The organism is Nocardia sp. CA-084685 (assembly GCF_050955785.1).
Taxonomy (GTDB): Bacteria; Actinomycetota; Actinomycetes; order Mycobacteriales; family Mycobacteriaceae; genus Nocardia.
The window spans coordinates 8,348,873-8,367,409 of the sequence record NZ_CP192094.1 but is presented as its reverse complement, the minus strand read 5'-3'; the positions used below and the strand labels follow the sequence as shown (position 1 = coordinate 8,367,409).

At 65.5% G+C, this 18,537-nt stretch carries 20 protein-coding genes; 11 read left to right on the top strand and 9 right to left on the bottom strand.

The genetic code is table 11. The annotated features are described in order from the left end of the window. Positions 1-17: 17 nt before the first annotated feature. The 5 genes from ACQP2U_RS36885 to ACQP2U_RS36865 form a co-directional block, all read right to left on the bottom strand. A complete protein-coding gene (locus tag ACQP2U_RS36885; protein WP_433711771.1) occupies positions 18-854 on the bottom strand; it encodes an MHYT domain-containing protein in 837 nt (278 codons plus the stop codon). Beyond that, a complete protein-coding gene (locus ACQP2U_RS36880; protein ID WP_040695543.1) occupies positions 847-1,404 on the bottom strand; it encodes a GTP-binding protein in 558 nt (185 codons plus the stop codon). The genes ACQP2U_RS36885 and ACQP2U_RS36880 overlap by 8 nt, the downstream gene beginning before the upstream one ends. A gap of 88 nt (positions 1,405-1,492) precedes the next feature. Then, entirely contained in the window at positions 1,493-1,867 is a 375-nt protein-coding gene (locus tag ACQP2U_RS36875; RefSeq protein ID WP_040695427.1) for a DUF742 domain-containing protein, read from the bottom strand. A 7-nt stretch (positions 1,868-1,874) separates the two neighbouring features. Then, positions 1,875-2,282, bottom strand: coding sequence for a roadblock/LC7 domain-containing protein (locus tag ACQP2U_RS36870; RefSeq protein ID WP_397037289.1), 408 nt, complete (start codon positions 2,280-2,282; stop codon positions 1,875-1,877). Next, on the bottom strand, positions 2,279-5,083 hold the full coding sequence (locus tag ACQP2U_RS36865) for an ATP-binding protein (RefSeq protein WP_433711770.1): 2,805 nt from the start codon (positions 5,081-5,083) through the stop codon (positions 2,279-2,281). The genes ACQP2U_RS36870 and ACQP2U_RS36865 overlap by 4 nt, the downstream gene beginning before the upstream one ends. A gap of 357 nt (positions 5,084-5,440) precedes the next feature. Here ACQP2U_RS36865 and ACQP2U_RS36860 point away from each other — a divergent pair, with 357 nt between their 5' ends. From ACQP2U_RS36860 to ACQP2U_RS36820, 9 genes are all read left to right on the top strand, one after another. Then, positions 5,441-6,127, top strand: coding sequence for a response regulator transcription factor (locus ACQP2U_RS36860; protein WP_397037287.1), 687 nt, complete (start codon positions 5,441-5,443; stop codon positions 6,125-6,127). 15 nt (positions 6,128-6,142) lie between these two features. Next, positions 6,143-7,615 (top strand): ATP-binding protein, encoded by a 1,473-nt coding sequence (locus tag ACQP2U_RS36855; protein ID WP_433711769.1) that lies wholly within the window; start codon positions 6,143-6,145, stop codon positions 7,613-7,615. Positions 7,616-7,802: 187 nt separating this feature from the next. After that, entirely contained in the window at positions 7,803-9,227 is a 1,425-nt protein-coding gene (locus tag ACQP2U_RS36850) for a S1C family serine protease (RefSeq protein ID WP_433711768.1), read from the top strand. An 80-nt stretch (positions 9,228-9,307) separates the two neighbouring features. Continuing rightward, complete coding sequence (locus ACQP2U_RS36845; protein WP_157187336.1) at positions 9,308-9,802, top strand: MogA/MoaB family molybdenum cofactor biosynthesis protein; 495 nt, start codon at positions 9,308-9,310, stop codon at positions 9,800-9,802. Next, positions 9,803-9,988 carry a hypothetical protein gene (locus ACQP2U_RS36840; RefSeq protein ID WP_397037495.1) on the top strand — a complete coding sequence of 62 codons (186 nt, stop codon included), beginning with the start codon at positions 9,803-9,805 and terminating at the stop codon, positions 9,986-9,988. A 494-nt stretch (positions 9,989-10,482) separates the two neighbouring features. Then, on the top strand, positions 10,483-11,151 hold the full coding sequence (locus tag ACQP2U_RS36835; protein WP_433711766.1) for an MspA family porin: 669 nt from the start codon (positions 10,483-10,485) through the stop codon (positions 11,149-11,151). A 62-nt stretch (positions 11,152-11,213) separates the two neighbouring features. After that, positions 11,214-11,882 (top strand): MspA family porin, encoded by a 669-nt coding sequence (locus ACQP2U_RS36830; protein WP_433711765.1) that lies wholly within the window; start codon positions 11,214-11,216, stop codon positions 11,880-11,882. Between the two features lie 310 nt (positions 11,883-12,192). Next, positions 12,193-12,867, top strand: a complete 675-nt coding sequence (locus ACQP2U_RS36825) for an MspA family porin (RefSeq protein ID WP_433711764.1) — start codon at positions 12,193-12,195, stop codon at positions 12,865-12,867. A 148-nt stretch (positions 12,868-13,015) separates the two neighbouring features. Continuing rightward, positions 13,016-13,687 (top strand): MspA family porin, encoded by a 672-nt coding sequence (locus ACQP2U_RS36820; protein WP_433711763.1) that lies wholly within the window; start codon positions 13,016-13,018, stop codon positions 13,685-13,687. Positions 13,688-13,825: 138 nt separating this feature from the next. On the opposite strand, the gene mscL is transcribed toward ACQP2U_RS36820, so the two are convergent. The 4 genes from mscL to ACQP2U_RS36800 form a co-directional block, all read right to left on the bottom strand. Next, positions 13,826-14,233, bottom strand: a complete 408-nt coding sequence (gene mscL, locus ACQP2U_RS36815; RefSeq protein WP_433711762.1) for a large conductance mechanosensitive channel protein MscL — start codon at positions 14,231-14,233, stop codon at positions 13,826-13,828. A 108-nt stretch (positions 14,234-14,341) separates the two neighbouring features. Then, the gene (locus tag ACQP2U_RS36810) at positions 14,342-15,040 is read right to left on the bottom strand and encodes an SAF domain-containing protein (protein WP_433711760.1); all 699 of its coding nucleotides are present in this window, start codon (positions 15,038-15,040) and stop codon (positions 14,342-14,344) included. 111 nt (positions 15,041-15,151) lie between these two features. Further along, a complete protein-coding gene (locus ACQP2U_RS36805; protein WP_433711759.1) occupies positions 15,152-15,448 on the bottom strand; it encodes an FmdB family zinc ribbon protein in 297 nt (98 codons plus the stop codon). Positions 15,449-15,517: 69 nt separating this feature from the next. Further along, a complete protein-coding gene (locus ACQP2U_RS36800; protein WP_433716707.1) occupies positions 15,518-16,105 on the bottom strand; it encodes a 5-formyltetrahydrofolate cyclo-ligase in 588 nt (195 codons plus the stop codon). A gap of 86 nt (positions 16,106-16,191) precedes the next feature. Between ACQP2U_RS36800 and ACQP2U_RS36795 the strand changes: the two genes are divergently transcribed. Beyond that, positions 16,192-17,148 (top strand): UTP--glucose-1-phosphate uridylyltransferase, encoded by a 957-nt coding sequence (locus ACQP2U_RS36795; protein WP_397037269.1) that lies wholly within the window; start codon positions 16,192-16,194, stop codon positions 17,146-17,148. 126 nt (positions 17,149-17,274) lie between these two features. Continuing rightward, positions 17,275-18,534 carry a molybdotransferase-like divisome protein Glp gene (gene glp / locus ACQP2U_RS36790; RefSeq protein ID WP_433711758.1) on the top strand — a complete coding sequence of 420 codons (1,260 nt, stop codon included), beginning with the start codon at positions 17,275-17,277 and terminating at the stop codon, positions 18,532-18,534. The last annotated feature ends 3 nt before the right edge of the window (positions 18,535-18,537 follow it).

Genomic DNA, 18,537 nt, shown 5'->3' with positions numbered 1-18,537 from the left:
AGCGAGCTCCGGTCGGTTCAGCGCACCGACTGGAGCTCGGACCTCGGCCTGTCCGACCGCAGCTCGGCCCGGCGCTTGGCCTCGAGCGCCGCCGCGGTCTCGCGCCGATCCGGTGCGATCAGCACCGCGCTGATCGGGATCGTCAGCGCCAGCGATCCGATGACGAACATGGGGAAGACGAACTCGAACAGCGTGAGCCCGTCCGGTGCCTTCGTGGTGGAATCGATGGCCGGGTCGAGGGCCGCGATGCCCGCGTAATACATGCCCGCCACACCGGCGGCGAACAGCAGCACCGTCGCCGCTCGCGCGAGCAAGCCGTGCAGCGCCTGGAACGACCACAGCGTGCCCACACCGGTGAGCAGCGCGACCACCATCGCGACCGCCGCGAGCCACGGGGAGATATCGACCGAACCCTGGATCCGGATGGCCCCGAGTCCCAGATACAGGGTCAGGCCGATGCCGAAGCCCATGACCAGCCCGCCCGGGATGAGTCTGGCCAATTGCAACCGACGGCCGATGATGATCAGCGCGACGAATACCGCCACGAACGATGTCACCATGGCCGAGATCATCTTGCCGCCGTCGAAGCGCGCCGCGGTACCCGAAATATCGAGACCGAGCAGCGCGACCGAGGTCGACAGCCAGGCCCCGACCCCGCCGAGCGCCACCGCGGCCGAGGTCACCCACACCAACCGGAACCGGGACGAGCGCGCCGCGTGCAGTACGCAGGCCAGCCCGACCACGGCGCCGAGCACCGAAACACCGAAGGAAAGTGCGGCGACCCAGTACCCCATCGAGAACTGGTCCACCGCAGCGCCGTTGTCCGCCGCGGCGAACAACCGGACGTCATGCATGTCGGGCGGTTCCTTCCAATTCGAGCGCCTTCAGTTGGGCGATCGCGTATTCGGTGACGGCCGCCAGCGCTTGGCGGACCTCCATCGCATTGCGCGCGTCGATATCCACGATGGGCACTCCCTCGCGTACCGAAAGCGCCTCGCGCAGTTCGGCGATCGGGAAACGCGGTGCGTCCGGAAACCGGTTGACCGCGATCAGGAACGGCAGCTTGCGTGCCTCGAAGAAGTCGACCGCGGCGAAGCTGTCTTCCAGCCGTCGCGTGTCGATGAGCACCACCGCGCCGATGGCGCCGCGGATCAGGTCGTCCCACATGAACCAGAAACGGCGCTGGCCGGGCGTGCCGAACAGGTACAGCACCAGGTTGCCGGGCAGGATGATGCGGCCGAAATCCATAGCGACCGTGGTGGTTTCCTTATCCGGCGTATCGGCGAGATCATCGATACCATCGGAGAAGCGGGTCACCATGGCCTCGGTGCGTAGTGGGACGATCTCCGAGACCGCGCCGACGAAGGTCGTCTTACCCGCGCCGAAGCCGCCCGCGACCACGATCTTGGTCGAGGCGACCCGAGTGTCGGCCTCGGCGGGTCCGGTATTGCCGGATCCGGAGTTGCCGGGCTGCCCGTAATTTCCGCCTTGCCTATAGGGCACGGAGTCCACGCAAAGTCCTCTCCATAAGGGAACGGCGCTCGTCGAAGCTCGCCTCGTCGGTCAGGGTCGAATGCACGCGCAGGGCGCCGTCGACGACGAGGTCACCGACCATGACCCGGACCATGCCGAGCGGTCGATCCAGGTGGGCGGCGATCTCGGCGACCGACAACCGGTGCGTGCCCAGCCGCAGGATCTCGGTGCGCAGATCGCCCGCCGGCCAATCGAGATGCGCAGTGTACGACAGGGTTTCGATCACCGCTTCGAGCGGTAGGTCGACCGCGGGTTCGGTACGCCCGGAGGTCAGGGCGTACGGTCTCACGCGGGTGGTCGGCCGGTTCGGTCCGTGGCCGAATGGACTCGACATCGTTGGATCAGACGGCTGTCCGGGCGGTGGCCGTGACCACCGTGCCCACCCGGTCGACGAGCAGCGCCATTTCGTAGCCGATCCGGCCGATATCGTGCGACTTGTTGGCGAGCACGGCCAGGTGCGACCCGTTGCCGACGCTCATCACCAATAGATAGCCGCGCTGCATCTCCACGATCGACTGCATCACCTTGCCGCCGTCGAACAGCGATGCCGCTCCGGTGGACAGGCTGGCCAGACCCGCGGTAACCGCGGAAAGCTGTTCGGCGCGGTCCGCGGGTAGATTCGGGCTGGTCGCCTGCAGCAGCCCGTCCGCCGTCACCAGCACCGCATGCGACACTCCGGGCACATCCTTGGTGAAGCGGGCAACCAGCCAGTTGAGGTTCTCGTCCGTGGTGCCATTCGGGTTGGTCATACAAGCCCTCCGTCGTTGTACTGCGCTTCGGCCCGCCCGCTGCGGACCCCACTGAGATGCCTGGTCAGGTTGTTCCGGATCTCTTCCGGATCACGTATGCCGGGTTCCTCGACCGGCGCGAGGCCACCGGGCACCAACTGCGCTCCTGGCCTGCGGATCGGCAGTCCGCCGACGGTTCGGGCCTCGGCGGTCGGATGGCTGGCCTGTTCGGCGGCCGTCCAGCCCGCATCGGCGGGGGAGGTCCACGCCGACGGCGAGGTTTGCGACGTCGCGGGCTCGACCAACCACTCCGAGACCATCCGCTGATAGATCGGCGTCGGCGTTTCGCCCTGCACGGGCTGTAGTCGGGTCGAGGTGTTGGTCGCGGATTCGGCCGAGACCGGCTGTAGTCGAGTCGAGGTCGGCTCGGGTTCGGTTGCGGCGGCCGGCCTTCTGGTCGGCAGCGGCGGCCGCACGGCGGGCTGCTGCCCGGTCTGATGCGGTTGCGCGGGCTCGGGGGAGACGATCGGGTTCGACCCGGTGTGCATCGGTTCGTCGGGCTGTTCGGCCCACAGATCGGTGACCGCGCCGATAGGCGTCTGCGGTTCCACATCGACAACCGAATTCGGCCCGGTGACAGGGTCATCCGTCGGAGTCGGCGGCCCGAACGGTGCGATGCGGGAGTGGTCGTCCTCGCCGCGACGGCCGCTCGGATTCTCCGCGAATACGTCGACCGAGGTTTCGGTGTGATCGTCGCCGGGTACCGGTATCTCAGGCGCGTCGGCGACGCGCATGGTCGGACGACGTTGGGGCAGACCGGAACTGGTGACCGCGAACCGGGACGGCTCACGCTGCGGCAGGCTCGGCACCGGCACCAGCGTGCGCGGCGGCTGTTGTTGCGAGGGGGTGGGCAGCGCGGCCATGGCCTGCGCCTCGATAATGGCCCGCTGGTTCGGATCGGTCACATCGAGCGGAGGCGCGACCAATGCGCCGGGCAGGTGCACGCTTGCGGTGATGCCTGGCTGCTGTGCCATGGTCGAGGTGCGGCGCAGGCTCACCGTGATGGTGTGCCGCTTGGCGAGCCGGCCGACGACGAAAAGGCCCATGCGGCGGGCGGTTTCGACGGTGACCTCACCACCGGAGGCCAGCCGGTCATTGGTGAGTTGCAGATCCTCCAGCGACATGCCGAGGCCGCGGTCGGTGATCTCGATCAGGTAGCCGCCGTCGACCGCGCGCGCCACCATCACCGCGACCGGTGTGGTCGGCGGGGAGTAGCGCAGCGCGTTATCGATCAGTTCGGCCAGCAGATGTTCGATATCGACAGCGGGCTCACCGGCGACGATGCCGTCGGGTACCGCGCCGATTTCGACCCGCTGGTAGTCCTCTACCTGGGAGACCGCACTCCAGAGCATGTCCGATAGCGGCACCGGATGTAGTTGTCCGCGGCGTAGTGCGGTACCGGCGAGCACCAGGAGGTTGTCGCCGTTGCGGCGCATGCGGGTGGCGAGGTGGTCGAGGCGGAACAGGCTTTGTAGCCGTTCGGCGTTGTCCTCGTCGTGTTCCAGATCCTCGATCAGTGACAGCTGCTGTTCGACGAGGGATTGGCTACGGCGGGAAAGGGTTTCGAACATATTCCCGATCTGCAATCGCAGTCGGGCCTGATCGGCGGCGAGATTCAGCGCCTGCTCGTGGATTTCGTCGACGGCGCGGGCCAACTGGCCGACTTCGTCGGTGGTGTGCACGCCTACCGGGGTGATCTCCGGGGTCGCCCCACCGCTGCGCACTACCGCGAGTTCGTCGGGCAGTTTGATGTGCGCGACCTCGAGCGCGTCGCGACGCAGCCTGCGCACCGGGACGACCAGGGTGCGCGCGACGGCCAGGGCGAGCGCCAGACCGGCCAGCAGCATGCCGATGACGATCGTGGTCTCGCGCAGCGCGCCGGTCTGCGCCTCGGTGGTCCGGTGCGCCAGCGCCTTATCGATGGTGTCGGCGAGGGAATTGGTTGTCTTCTCGTAGGTGTCCGAGCTGACCTGTAGTGAATCGAGTACGGCCGGATTCGATGTCGGATCCCCGCCGTTTTGACTGAATGCGCCGAGGCGGACGCCGACCGCGTCCAGCAGTGGCCGCATATTCGGCGCATTGTCCGGCAGGATGATCCCGTAGGTATTGATCATGGTCATCTCGGCGCCGGCGGAGGTGAGCACCTTCGCGCGCACGCTCGGATTGCGGGCGGCATCGGGGGAGCCGATCATCATGCGCTGCTGGGTGAGCACGCGTCGCGCGTTCTGAATCGCGCCGATCTGCAGGAAGTAGCGCTGGATGACGAGGTCCTCGACCGAGGGCGAGAGGGCGTAGGCGTTGCCGATGCGCACCGCGATCTCATCGGCCTGCTCACCGACCATCATCGGCGATCCGTTGCGCAGGCTATTGCGCATGGTGGTGCCGGTGGCCACCGCCGAGGCCAATTCGGAGGTGACCCGGGTGCTCACCTTGGTCGTGCGCATTCCGGCCTCGAGATCGGCGAGTGCCTGATCGAATTTCGTCAATGCCGCGTCGGTCGCCGGATCCGAGGTGTTACCCCAGGATGCGGTCGCCGCGACCGCGAGTTGTTCGGTGGCCGTTCCGAACTTGACGATTGGGCGAATGATGATGACCTGTTCGGTCGCCGCGTCCAACTGGGACATGGTGCGCAGTTCGTTGTTGATACGGAGCACGGCGAAGACGGTGGCCAGCAGCACGGGCAGGACCAGCACGATGCCAACCTTGCGAGTGACCGACCAGTTGGACAGACTGAATTGCCAGGACCGCGGTGCAGCTTCCATCCGCTTCCGTTGCCTCCGCTTCACGAGCTTGCACGTGTGCCCCCGGATGGCGCGTGGCTGTTCGGTTTTGATTCAACCCGCTGAGAACCAACTAGAGGTCTTCTTTTTACCGCAGGGAACATACCGCGCAGAGTGACTAACGGCAATCTGGGGCAGTCGCTCTGTAATTCACTCGAATTTGGCTACTCAGAACGGCTTTCGGCGCCCAAATCGGTTGCCGGTTTCCATCGAGATCTGTACGTGATCACAAAAGTGCTGGTCGCTCGTCCAGCCCCTAGTGGCGGCATCGATGCTGGCGCGGCGTGTCGAACGGCGTGCTCTCAGTCGACTCTCAGTCGATGCGGTCAAACTGGGGGCATGCGCATTCTGGTGGTCGACGACGATCGTGCCGTCCGGGAATCGCTGCGCCGGTCACTGACCTTCAACGGCTACTCCGTCGATCTCGCGGTCGACGGTGTGGACGCGCTGGAGAAAGCAACCACGCAGCGACCGGATGCACTCGTACTCGATGTGATGATGCCCCGGATGGATGGGCTCGAAGTTTGCCGACGCTTGCGCAGCACCGGAGACGATCTGCCGATTCTGGTTTTGACGGCGCGGGATTCGGTTTCCGAACGGGTAGCCGGACTCGATGCCGGCGCCGATGATTATTTGCCGAAACCCTTCGCACTCGAGGAATTGCTGGCCCGATTGCGCGCGTTGTTGCGCCGTCGGGCCGCCGATCCCGGCGAGGTTTCCGAGACCATGAAGTTCGCCGATCTGTCGCTGGATCCGGTAACCCGCGAGGTGACTCGTGCGGACCGGTCGATCAGCCTCACCCGCACCGAGTTCTCACTGCTGGAAATGCTGATGGCGAATCCGCGCCGCGTGCTGACTCGCAGCCGCATCCTCGAGGAGGTCTGGGGCTACGACTTCCCGACCTCCGGCAATGCGCTGGAGGTCTATATCGGCTACCTGCGTCGCAAGACCGAGGCCGAAGGCGAGGCCAGGCTCATCCACACCGTGCGCGGTGTCGGCTACGTGCTGCGCGAAACACCCCCGTAGGCGAGTCGACACCCCATGGCCAGAACCAATCCCAAGCGACAAGTCGTCGCGGCGCTCGGCGCATATCCCCCGGAACCGCCGGATATGCGCCCGCCCATGCCCCTGACCAGATCGGTCTCCCTGCGCTGGCGGGTCACTCTGCTCGCGGCCTCGGTGGTCGCCATCGCGGTGGCCGTCACCTCGATCGCCGCCTATGCCATGGTGGCCCGCGCCTTGAACGCCGATGTGGACGCGCAACTCGAGGCGCGTGCGAACACCATGATCAACAATAACTTCGACAGTTTGGGTTTTCAGTCCATCGTGTTGGCGGGGCTGTACTCCAATGATGTCGGAGTTGCGCTGATATACGCGAAAGACAAGGCGTATATGCCACCACAGCAAACGATTCCACCGGTCGGCACCCAGGAACTCGCGGTCGCCAACGGTGAGTTGCCGTCATCACTGCGCACGGTGAGTAATCAGCGTGTGCTCGCGGTGCCGACGCATTCCGGTGCGACGCTGGTCGTCTCGCAGCGGTTACAACCGACCCGCGAGGTATTGGACCGGCTGGCGTGGTTGTTGTTCGTCGTCGGCGGTTGTGGCGTTGTGCTGGCAGCGGCGGCGGGTACCGCGGTCGGCCGCACCGGGTTGCGCCCGATCGGACGACTCACCGCGGCGACCGAGCGGGTGGCCCGCACCGACGATCTGACACCTATTCCGGTGACGGGTGACGATGAACTCGCAAGGCTCACCGAGAGCTTCAACACAATGTTGCGTGCTCTCACCGAATCGCGTGATCGGCAACGTCGATTGGTCGCCGACGCCGGACATGAATTGCGCACCCCGCTGACATCGCTGCGCACCAATATGGAATTGCTTATCGCCTCCAGCCGCCCTGGCGCGCCGCAGATTCCCGAGCAGGATATGGCCGAGCTGCGTGCCGATGTGATGGCTCAGATCGAGGAACTGTCGACCCTGGTCGGCGATCTGGTCGATCTGGCCCGCGAGGACGCACCCGAAACCGTTTATGAGCGAGTGGATCTCGGCGAGGTGGCCGAGCGTGCGCTGGAGCGGGCTCGGCGCCGGCGCGGTTCCATCGAATTCGCCGCGCAGTTGCAGCCCTGGTTCGTATACGGTCACGAGGCGGGCCTGGAGCGAGCGATTCTGAATGTCCTCGACAATGCCGCCAAGTGGAGTCCGACGGGCGCGCAGGTGAAGGTCACCATGCGCGAAACCGGTCGCGGGTTGCTCGAGCTGGACGTCGACGACGCCGGACCCGGCATTCCGGTCGCCGAGCGCGAGCTGGTGTTCGACCGTTTCTATCGGACCACGGTATCGCGTTCCATGCCTGGTTCGGGGCTCGGTCTGGCGATCGTCAAACAGGTGGTGACCAAGCACGGCGGCACAATCACCATCGAGACCTCCGAGCGCGGGGGCGCCTTGATCCGGATCGTGTTGCCGGGTGCGGCGACCATGCTCGACGGGGCCGTCGACTCCGTAACCGATTGACGCCCTTCGCGACCCGGCCGTGATACCGCAGCGCGATGCGTGTTGGCGCCTCGGTCCGTATGGTATTTCGAGTGAAGGTGGGAAGGCCGGTTCCGGTCCATTCGCCGATATCTCGGAAAACTGAAAGCGGGGTCTCAGTTCGCTCTCAGTCGTCGTCGCCAAGCTGGTCGGAGACGTAAGGAGAAAAATGACCGAGGATTCCAAGGAAGGCGTGACGCCGCAGCCGGATCACGCCGATACCGCGCCCGGTCCGCATCCGACCCAGGACATCCCGGTCGTCGCGCCGGGGCAGTCCTACACGCGGTCCGGATACCGGCCTCAGGAACCGACACCACATCCAACGATCTGGCATCAACGCATCTCGCAGAACCCGACTCAGCAGTTCCCGGGTCCCGAAGCCGGCCCGGAATACGCCCAGCCGTCCTACGCGCCGCCGCGCCCACCCGGCGGGCCGTATCCCGGCGCCGCATTCGCCGCCGAGCCCCAGCCCGAACCCGCCCGCCGCCCGGTCCGCACCGGCCTGATCGTCGGCGCGGTCGCGCTCGCACTCGTCAGCGGTGGCGTCGGTGGCGCGGTCGGCTCGCTGGTCACCCGGACCGATAACGGGCACGCCACGGTGACCAATGCGCTGGACGCACCGAAGCCCAATGTCAGCAATGTCGCCAACGCACCGGCCGGCTCCACCCAGGCGGTGGCACAGAAGGTGCTGCCGAGTGTGGTGATGATCAAGGTCGCCAGCAACCGTGCACAGGGCGAGGGCTCCGGTGTGGTGCTGTCCTCGGACGGTCTGATCCTGACCAATAACCATGTCGCCTCCGGCGGCGGCGCCAACGCCAAGATGGAGGTCGCCTTCGGCGACGGCAGCACCGCACCGGCCACCCTGGTCGGCGCCGATCCAGTCTCCGATCTGGCCGTCATCAAGGTGCAGGGCAAGGACGGACTGACCCCGATCGAGCTGGGCACCTCGTCGAATCTCGCGGTCGGCCAGCCGGTCATCGCCATTGGCTCGCCGCTCGGGCTGGCGGGCACGGTGACCACGGGCATCGTCTCGGCGCTCAACCGTCCGGTTTCCACCAACGGTGAGGGCACCCCGAGCCAGGTGCAGCCAGTCATCGACGCGATCCAGACCGACGCCGCGATCAACCCTGGCAACTCCGGTGGCGCGCTGGTCGACGCCAACGGCAAGCTCATCGGCATCAATACCGCCATCGCCAGCCTCGGCGGCAGCGAGGCGACCGGTCAGCAGAGCGGTTCCATCGGCCTCGGCTTCGCCATCCCGGTCGATCAGGCCCGCCGGGTCGCTGACGAACTGATCAAGACCGGTCACGCCACGTACGCCCAGATCGGCATCAAACTGCGCCCGCAAGACTCCGCGGCACGGGTGCTGGAGGCGACGCCGGACGGTCCGGCCGCCAAGGCGGGCATTCCGGCCAATGCCATCATCACCAAGGTGGACAGCCGAGCCATCGACTCGGGCGACGCACTCATCGCCGCGGTCCGTTCCCATCAGCCAGGAGACAAGGTGAAGGTCACCTACACCGATGAACAAGGCAACAACCCCAAGACAGTCGACGTGACGCTGTCCGGTGCGGCCGCGGACGGTGGCCGATGATGCGGGTGCTGCCCGGCGGATTGTCGGCACGACCGGGAGCCGACGCCCACCTCGTCGATCTGGACGCTACGGTTACCAACATGGAAATCGATGCTCCTGTGGCGGGGCGTGCTCTGGTGGTGGTCGTCGACGATCGAACGGCGCATGGAGGTGTGGACTCGCTCGGGCCGCTGGTCACCGAGCTGCTCACCGAGGCGGGTTTCCTGGTGGACGCTTCGGTATCGGTCCAGGCCGATGAGGTGGAGATCCGCAATGCGCTCAACACCGCGGTGATCGGCGGTGTCGACCTGGTCATCTCCGTCGGCGGCACCGGTATGTCCCCGCGCGATGTCACCCCGGAGGCCACCTCGCAGGTGCTCGACCGGGAACTGCCCGGGATCAGCGAGGCGCTGCGTTCCTCTGGTCGCGTCGCTGGTTCGCTCGATGCCGGTCTCTCGCGCGGTCTGGCCGGCATCTCCGGCAGCACACTGGTGGTAAATCTGCCGGGCAGCCGGGCCGCGGTCCGCGACGGCATGGCAACCCTCGGTCCGCTCGCCAGCCGCGTAATCGGCGAGCTGTCCGGATTGGCGGAATAAATTACCGCCAAGGACCCTTCCGACGACCCTCGTCCGGCGACACGCCGGGCGAGGGACTCGGCGCGTCTGGCAAAAATTTTCGGTGAGGTCCTCCCGGAGACAACCAGTGACGAGCGCGGTGACGATGCCGAATCGTTATCCGACGACTGGCTCCGGTCGCAGGTGCCACCCCATCACGGGTCATGATTCATCTACGGTCCCGTCACGTACGATCTCTCGGGCTCGCGCCTTCATCCACTGTGAATCCCTCACGCTTAAGTTCGCTCGACCTTCAAGTACGGGGCTGACCCGTAGTTACCAACGGCTTGGTTGTGACTATGGGTACGTTCGAGTGGCGCTTGCTTCGCGTTTATGCACGTCAAGCAATATGAGCATTTGAGGCGATGTGATCTAGATCACGTTGATCTTAACGAAAACTTACGTTGCCAGACCGTTACTGGTCGGTTTAATCTCGCCACGAGCCACCCACGCTGCTGGACCTCGCGGGCCCGGGTGCGGCACGTACGTTTGCCGACTCGGCGGAACCTGGCTCGGTTCCGATGCCAGCACTGACCGTTGCGCCGAAATAACAGCCGGTTACATACCGGCAACAATCGGGGCACAAACTGAGCTGGGCCTGAGAGGACCAACGTCCAGCCTCGATGGTCGAGGTTGACTGTTAGAACCTGATGAGGGGAAGTATGAGCGAGAACCGCACCCTGCGCCGCGGTGCCCGGATCGCGGGCGTCGGCGCTGCCGCGGCCGTGGCCATGGGCCTGCTTTCGACCGGTGCTGCCAATGCCGATACCTTCGTGCCGTTGCCGGACGGCCAGAAGAGCGGCCCCGATGTGACGCTTACCCGTACCGGTGAGCGCGCCCTGATTTCGCCTTCGTTGGCGGCCAACGGTGCCGGCCGTGTGGTCTGGGTTTCGGGTAACGCCATTGCTGATGTCAACGTCACGCCGGAGGGCGAGGTCGGCCCCAACAACGGCGCCTCCGGAGCTCCCGGCACCAACAACTCCTCGACCCACGGCGCATCGCAGCTGAGCACCGGCTACATCGTCGGCTGCCAGGTCAGTATCGCCAGCGACGCCATCTCCGCCGGACTTTCCGGCGGCATCAACCTCTCGGGCGGTTCGCTCGGCGGTTCGATCGGTCTGAACCTCGGCCCCGGTGAGGTGAAGTTCGTGCAGATCGATTACAAGGACATTCTGAAGCCGGGTCGTTACTCGGTCGAGTATCAGGATGCCGAGATGGAGATCCAGGGTTGCGCGGGTTATGCGCAGGCGCGTGCCTACACCGTGGTCGAGATCATCGGTGACCACTACTCGAAGACCACCCTCTACGGGCAGCCGTTCAGCATCGGCTGACATCGGTCAATCCACGAATATTCTTCTCGCTCAAGCGAATCAACCCTCGAGGGATTATCAGCATGATCAACCGTAAGAACGTGGCACGGGTGGCCGGTGTCGGCGCCGCTGCCACTGTCGCTCTTGGCCTGTTCTCCACCGGCGCCGCGAACGCCGATACCTTTGTACCGCTGCCGGGTGGCTCGATCACCAAGACGCTGTCCGACGGCACCGTGGTCACCATCAGCCTGACCGGCGAATCCGCCAACATCAACCCGTCCATGGGCTCCACCCCGCTGCACCGCAACGCGTGGGTTTCGGGTAGCGCTCAGGTCTCCGTATCCGGTGACGGCGGCGGCTCGATCTTCCCGGGCTACACCGTCGGCTGCCAGGTGAACATCTCCGGTGGCGGCGCCACCGGTGGTGTCGAAGGCACCGCGGACTGGAGTGGTGACACCGTCACCGGTGGAGTCGGCGCGACCAGTGGCGCCAACCTCACCCTTGGCCCCGGCCAGTCGCAGTCGTTCTACGTGCTCGACCTCGAGCAGGCCGACGACTTCGGCAATGAGTCGCACAAGAAGCGCAACAAGTTCAAGAACGGCAGCGGCTCGGTCACCTGGGCCGATGAGACCATCGGTCTGACCGGCTGCGCCGGTTACGCCCAGGCTCGTGCCTTCGTCAGCGTCGAGGTGGAGACCGACAACGTCATCACCTGGACCACCCTGTGGGGCCAGCCGTTCAGCCTCGGCTGATCGGCAGGGGCATCGAACCCTGAAAACCCGAGCGGGCTCGTCGCATTCGCGACGGGCCCGTTTTTCGTTGTCAAACCCTTTAGCATCCAGCGCAATTCGCAGATCGTAGCGGATCGCACGGTAACATGTGCGAAATCTCACAGGAATTCGGCGCAAACCACTAATATTGGGCGCACCCAAGATCGTCCACAGACGAGATTGTCGGCAAACCGCTTGCTGGCCAATGTCTTTCCAGCGAGTGGTGTCGGCATGAAAGGGTTTTCGGCCTCGGTACCCCGAGGACGACCGCTAGAATCCGATGAGGGGAAGTATGAGCAAGAACCGCACCAGCGGTCTGCGTCGAGGTGTCCGCATCGCGGGCGCCGTTGTCGCCGCCGCTGCTGGGATGGGCCTGCTTTCGACCGGCGCTGCCAACGCCGATGTTTTTGTGCCGTTGCCGGACGGCCAGAAGCTGGGCCCGGGCGTGACCGTCAGCCGGACGGGCGAACACGCCTTGATTTCACCATCTTTGGCCGCCAATGGCGCGGGCCGAGTCGTGTGGGTCTCGGGTAACGCCAATGCCGATGTGTCCATCACTCCCGAGGGCACCATCGGCCCGAATAACGGAGCCTCCGGGGCGCCGGGTACGAATAACTCATCTACGCACGGCGCATCGCAGCTGAGCACCGGCTATATCGTTGGCTGTCAGGTCAGCATCGCCGATAACGCCATCTCGGCCGGTGTTTCCGGCGGGATCAACCTCTCGGGCGGTTCGCTCGGTGGGTCGATCGGGCTGAATCTCGGCCCGGGCGATGTCAAGTTCGTTCAAATCGATTACAAGGACATTCTGAAGCCGGGGCGCTACTCGGTCGAATATCAGGATGCGGAGATCGAGATCCAGGGCTGCGCGGGTTATGCCCAGGCGCGTGCCTACACCGTTGTCGAGATCATCGGCGACAACTACTCCAAGGTCACCCTGTACGGAGCGCCGTTCAGCATCGGCTGACCGCGGTGTCCGATTCGCGGCGTTCCTGGGCCCTACGTGGTTGCGCATGCTGCCGCCTCAAGGCCTGACGGCAACGCCGCGGGGACTCTCGAATCTCCACTCGCCGAATCGAATTCATCGAACTCAATCGCTAGGGGTAGTACCAATCATGATCGATCGTAAGTTTGTGGCGCGCGTGGCCGGGCTCGGCGGCGCCGCCGCGCTGGCGCTGGGCCTGTTGTCCACCGGTGCGGCCAATGCCGACACCTTCGTTCCGCTGCCGGGCGGCCAAATAGTCAAAACGCTATCCGACGGAACGGTTCTCACCATCCGGCTGGTCGGCGAATCGGCCAATATCAATCCATCCATGGGCGCGACACCGGTGCATCGCAATGCGTGGGTGTCCGGTAGCGCGCAGGTCGAGGTGACCGATGGCTGGAACGGCGCGATCTTCCCAGGTTATGTCGTTGCCTGCCAAGTGAATATCGACGGCGGCGGTGCCGAAGGTGGCGTCAGCGGCGGCTTGGATTGGAGCGACAGCCAGAACGTCAAGCCAAAGGTGAGCGCCAGCAGCGGCGCCAATCTGAGTCTCGGGCCAGGCCAGGCGCAGTCGTTCTACGTGCTCGACCTCGAGCAGGCCGACGACTTCGGCAATGAGGCACACAAGAAGCGCAATAAGTTCAAGGGCGGAAGCGGCTCGGTCACCTGGGCCGATGAGACGATCGGTCTCAGCGGCTGTGGTGGCTACGCGCAGGCGCGTTCCTTCGTCAGCGTCGAGGTGGAGACGGACAATGTCATCACGTGGACGACATTGTGGGGTCAGCCGTTCAGTCTCGGCTGAGTCTTCCGCGCGAATATGTGAACGGGCCCGTCGCAATATGTGCGACGGGCCCGTTTGCCTTGTGGCACAGGGGATTACCCTATGCGATTGTGGCGCAGTCGAATTCGGTGCTTATATTGTCGGACAGGGGAATGCGATTCAGAATTCGTGACGCCCGCCTCCGCTGCTCTGGCTGTCGGCAAGCAGATCGCGGATCTCGATCAGCACCTCGGAATCGCTGAGTTTGGTATCCGGGGTGGTGCCGAACCGCTTCTTCGCGTGCAGTGCGGGGAGTACCAGCACGAAGTACAGCACCGATGCGATGATCACGAAATTGATGGCCGCGGTGATGAGCGGACCCACCTCCACGAAGGTCGCCGGTTTATCGGCAACCAACCGGAAACCGATGGTGATGTCGTCCCGCTCGCCGAAGACAGCGAGAATCGGATTGATGATGCCATTGGTGAACGCGGTGACGACCGCGACGAACGCGGTACCGATCACCACGGCTACTGCCAGGTCGACGACGTTTCCGCGGAGTAGGAATTCCTTGAAACCCTTGAGCATTGCCGATATCTCCTCTTCGGGTGGGAGCTGACAAGTTGTGCTCGGCGGTTCGGGCTGCCGTATCGACTGATGCTAGTTGACCTGATGGCAAATGACCGGCAACATTGGTCAATGAAAAACCACGGTCAGGGCGGTGCGCAGCGAGGCGGCCGCCACTGCGGTGGCGTGTTCGGCATCCATTGCCACCAACACCACGCGCTCGGGCGCTCCGCGCCGATCGCCGGGACCGGAGACCAACACGACCGCGGCATTGATCGCGAGCAGCCGGGCGGGCCGTGTGCCGGGGCCGTTCTGTTCCTCGGCGCCGATGACATCCACCCGATCACCTGCCCGCAGGATTTCCGCGACCGCGGTGTCGGCCAGCCGAATGGGCACAATGCGGGCATCGCCCGCACCGGCGGCGACCGCCGCCAGTCGCGGTCCGACAATGCGCAGATCGGTGAAGACCTCGCCGGTGCGCATTCCGCTGGTCAGCGTCGCGCCGACCAGAACGGCGATATCGTCGACCGCGCCCGCGGGCAGGGTCCCGGATTCGAGAGGTGTCGAGCGCAGATCGGTCGCTTCGAGCAGATGACCCGGCGGCAGATCGCGTCCGGCGACCACAACTTGTGTGCGTGCGCTACCGGGATCACCGCGCAGGAACAGGGCAATCGCGAGTGCCGTCAGGGCGGCGGCGAGCAGGCGTCGCGCGAGCAGCGCGTCCGCCCATGGCGGCCTATTCCAGCTGGCCGGGCGAAGCGAGTCGCCGCGGCCGAGATCGACGAACGATCGGGTCCTGACCGATGGAATGATGCCCAGGGGAGCCATGCCGGGAGCCTATGGTCACCAGCACCGCGACTCGCCCGAGAAACGCCTGCCCTGTGGATAAGGACAGCCCTGGGGATAACTCCCGCAGGGCTGCCGCTGTCCAGGCAGAACTCAGCTGGCGATGGCCGTGCTGGTGTTGCTGGAGCTGCTCGACGAGCCGGAATCCGAAGTCGATGTGGAGCTGCTCGCACCGCTGTCCGACTTCGCGGGCTCGCTGGCGGTCGAGGAGCCGCCGCGGCTGTCGGTGCGGTAGAAACCGCTGCCCTTGAACACGATGCCGACCGAGTTGAAGAGCTTGCGCAGCTTGCCAGAGCACTCCGAGCAGACGCTCAGCGCCTCATCGGTGAAGGACTGAACGATGTCGAAGCGGTTGTCACACTGGGTGCACGCATATGAATAAGTTGGCACTGGATCCTCCGCAGGGTTCGTCAATCTGGCACTCTACAGCCGACAGTGCCAACACCGCTAATCGGTATTTCATTCCGCAGCCCCATCGCTGCCCAAACGATGCAGTCCGCCATGCGGGGTGAGTGCCCAGCCCATGCGCAGATCGTGTGATTCCTCGGGGAGCCGGTCGAGCAGTTCGTCATCGCGGACCACCGCGATCAGCCGCGCTGTCGACCGCGCCGCGGGCAGGGTCCGGTCGTAGTACCCCGCGCCGCGGCCGAGCCGAACGCCGCGGCGATCGACCGCCAGTGCCGGGACCAGGATCAGTTCCGCCAGCGCGATCGCATCGGCGAGCACTTCGCCCGCGGGTTCCAGCAGTCCGAATCTGGCGCGCCGCAGATCATCGGTGCTGGCGAATTCGGCCCATTGCAAGGGTCCCGGTGGCCCGGTGACCGGCAGCAGTACCCGCGCGCCAGCCGCGCGCAGTGCCGTCAGCATCGCGGTCGATCCCGGTTCGTCGCGCATCGGTACGTACGCACACACCCATGCGGGGAGGTTGAGTCCAGCGACACTGTGGGCTAGCTCACGCGCCTCGGTTTCCTGGTCCGTCCTGGTCATCGCGGCCCGTCGAGCAGTTATTTCCGCCCGCCAGGCATGTTTGTCGCGCTCGCCGGGCATCTCCACAGTGATCACCTTAAGCTCACCGGGACCCGAGTCGGCGTGATGGCGACTTCGGGCCGGTGACGGATGGATAGGGTAGGCGTATGACAGCAAAGGCCGGACAATCCGCGAACGGAGCGGTCGTGTCGTGTTTCCGCACGGCCGTCGTGCCCGCGGCCGGACTCGGGACGCGGTTCCTGCCCGCGACCAAGACCGTGCCCAAGGAGTTGCTGCCGGTGGTGGACACTCCCGGCATCGAGCTGGTCGCGACGGAGGCCGCCGATTCAGGTGCGCAGCGGCTGGTCATCGTGACCTCGCCGGGTAAAGACGGCGTGGTCGCACACTTCGTAGAGGACTTGGTGCTGGAGAGCACGCTCGCCGAGCGCGGCAAGTTCCAACTCCTGGAGAAGGTGCGCAAGGCGCCCGCGCTGCTGGATGTCACCTCGGTGGTCCAGGACGAGCCGCTCGGCCTCGGCCACGCCGTCGCCCAGGCCGAGAGTGCCCTCGATGACGACGAGGATGCCATCGCCGTACTGCTGCCCGACGATCTGGTGCTGCCGTGTGGCGTGCTCGATGTGATGAGCCGGGTCCGGCGCAAGCGCGGCGGAACTGTGTTGTGCGCCATCGACGTTCCCAAGGATGAGGTCAGCGCCTACGGTGTCTTCGATGTCGCGCCCGTGCCGGATGCGGTGAACCCGAATGTGCTGCGGGTCAACGGAATGGTGGAAAAGCCCGCGCTCGCGGACGCGCCGTCGACCTATGCGGCCGCGGGCCGATACCTGTTGGACCGCGCGATCTTCGACGCGCTGCGTCGGATCGAACCGGGCACCGGCGGCGAGCTACAACTCACCGATGCGATCGCGCTGCTCATCGAGGAGGGCCATCCAGTCCACGTGGTGGTCCACCGTGGGTCGCGCCACGATTTGGGCAACCCGGGCGGTTATCTTCGTGCTGCGGTCGATTTCGCTTTGGAACGAGAGGAATACGGCCCCGCCCTGCGGGAGTGGCTCCAGCATCGGCTCAGTGCGGACTGGGACCCACAGCTGACGACCTACGACTGATAGGCGCGGGCGTCGGGTTTCGCCGATAGTGGACCGTCGGGTACGAATGATGGTTCACCTCGTCGCGCGGGTTCGGTTGTGCGGTTGCGGAATCGGGTCGGTGCGACAGAGATCAGGAAGGGCTGGATGCGCTCGGTTGAGGATCAGCAGATCAAGGTGACGGCCGCGGCGGTCGCGCCCCGGCCGGTCCGGGTCGCGATCTCCGAGGCGCAAGGCCTGCTGTGTGCTGAGGATGTCGTCACCGAGCGGCCGCTGCCGGGCTTCGATCAGGCCGCCATCGACGGCTACGCGGTGCGCAGCGTCGATGTGTCCGCGGCGGGCACCGATATCCGCGACGAGGACGGCGAATTGGTCGATCTGACGCTGCCTGTGGTCGGTGAGGTGGTCGCCGGTTCCAAGCAGCCGATCCGATTGCAGCCGCGCCAGACCGTGCGGGTCGATACCGGTGCGCCGCTGCCGACGCTGGCCGATGCCGTGCTGCCCTTGGATTTCACCGATGGCGGCCGGGCCAGGATCAAGGTGTACGAGCCGGTGCGATCCGGTGACTATGTCCGGCGCATCGGCGACGATGTGCAGCCCGGCGATGTCGCGGTGCGCGCGGGCACGATCATCGGTGCGCCGCAGGTCGGTCTGCTCGCCGCGGTTGGTCAGGACAAAGTGCTTGTGCATCCGCGTCCACGACTGTCGGTGATCTCGGTGGGCGGCGAGCTGATCGATATCGATCGCACGCCTGGACCGGGCCAGGTCTACGACGTGAATTCCTATGCGCTGGCCGCCGCCGCGCGCGATGCGGGCGCGGATGTGAACCGCGTCGGCATCGTGAGTTCGGATGCGCGGCGGCTGCGCGATGTGGTGGAGGGGCAGCTGGTTCGCTCCGAGGTCGTGGTGATCGCGGGTGCCGTCGGCGGGTGGGCTTCGGAGCAGGTGCGGGAAGCGCTCGAGGGGCTCGGCGAACTCGAAATAACCAGGGTCGCTATGCATCCCGGCTCCGTTCAGGGTTTCGGGCGACTCGGACGCGACGAGGTGCCGACCTTTCTCCTGCCGTCGAACCCTGTTGGGGCACTGGTGGTTTTCGAGGTCATGGTGCGACCGTTGATCCGAATCGCGTTGGGGCGCAGACATCCCATGCGCCGGATCATTCGCGCCAGAACGATCACGCCGATCACCTCGATGGCCGGACGCAAGGGCTACCTGCGTGCCCAGCTCATGCGCGACGAGGCCACCGGCGACTACCTGGTACAGCCGCTGGGCGGCGGCACCGGGGGTTCGTCGCATCTGCTCGCCACGCTGGCCGAGGCGAACAGTCTGATCCTGATCGACCCGGACGACACCGAGATCAGAACCGGTGACGAGGTCCGCGTCGCATTTCTCGCACAGCGTGGCTGAGGC

What these genes read in the sequence shown, in the direction of transcription:
- ACQP2U_RS36885 (WP_433711771.1), bottom strand. Translation starts at nt 854, where the DNA reads ATGCATGACGTCCGGTTGTTCGCCGCGGCGGACAACGGCGCTGCGGTG.
- ACQP2U_RS36875 (WP_040695427.1), bottom strand. Translation starts at nt 1,867, where the DNA reads ATGTCGAGTCCATTCGGCCACGGACCGAACCGGCCGACCACCCGCGTG.
- ACQP2U_RS36870 (WP_397037289.1), bottom strand. Translation starts at nt 2,282, where the DNA reads ATGACCAACCCGAATGGCACCACGGACGAGAACCTCAACTGGCTGGTT.
- ACQP2U_RS36865 (WP_433711770.1), bottom strand. Translation starts at nt 5,083, where the DNA reads ATGGAAGCTGCACCGCGGTCCTGGCAATTCAGTCTGTCCAACTGGTCG.
- ACQP2U_RS36860 (WP_397037287.1), top strand. Translation starts at nt 5,441, where the DNA reads ATGCGCATTCTGGTGGTCGACGACGATCGTGCCGTCCGGGAATCGCTG.
- ACQP2U_RS36855 (WP_433711769.1), top strand. Translation starts at nt 6,143, where the DNA reads ATGGCCAGAACCAATCCCAAGCGACAAGTCGTCGCGGCGCTCGGCGCA.
- ACQP2U_RS36850 (WP_433711768.1), top strand. Translation starts at nt 7,803, where the DNA reads ATGACCGAGGATTCCAAGGAAGGCGTGACGCCGCAGCCGGATCACGCC.
- ACQP2U_RS36845 (WP_157187336.1), top strand. Translation starts at nt 9,308, where the DNA reads ATGGAAATCGATGCTCCTGTGGCGGGGCGTGCTCTGGTGGTGGTCGTC.
- ACQP2U_RS36835 (WP_433711766.1), top strand. Translation starts at nt 10,483, where the DNA reads ATGAGCGAGAACCGCACCCTGCGCCGCGGTGCCCGGATCGCGGGCGTC.
- ACQP2U_RS36830 (WP_433711765.1), top strand. Translation starts at nt 11,214, where the DNA reads ATGATCAACCGTAAGAACGTGGCACGGGTGGCCGGTGTCGGCGCCGCT.
- ACQP2U_RS36825 (WP_433711764.1), top strand. Translation starts at nt 12,193, where the DNA reads ATGAGCAAGAACCGCACCAGCGGTCTGCGTCGAGGTGTCCGCATCGCG.
- ACQP2U_RS36820 (WP_433711763.1), top strand. Translation starts at nt 13,016, where the DNA reads ATGATCGATCGTAAGTTTGTGGCGCGCGTGGCCGGGCTCGGCGGCGCC.
- mscL (WP_433711762.1), bottom strand. Translation starts at nt 14,233, where the DNA reads ATGCTCAAGGGTTTCAAGGAATTCCTACTCCGCGGAAACGTCGTCGAC.
- ACQP2U_RS36810 (WP_433711760.1), bottom strand. Translation starts at nt 15,040, where the DNA reads ATGGCTCCCCTGGGCATCATTCCATCGGTCAGGACCCGATCGTTCGTC.
- ACQP2U_RS36800 (WP_433716707.1), bottom strand. Translation starts at nt 16,105, where the DNA reads ATGCCCGGCGAGCGCGACAAACATGCCTGGCGGGCGGAAATAACTGCT.
- ACQP2U_RS36795 (WP_397037269.1), top strand. Translation starts at nt 16,192, where the DNA reads ATGACAGCAAAGGCCGGACAATCCGCGAACGGAGCGGTCGTGTCGTGT.
- glp (WP_433711758.1), top strand. Translation starts at nt 17,275, where the DNA reads ATGCGCTCGGTTGAGGATCAGCAGATCAAGGTGACGGCCGCGGCGGTC.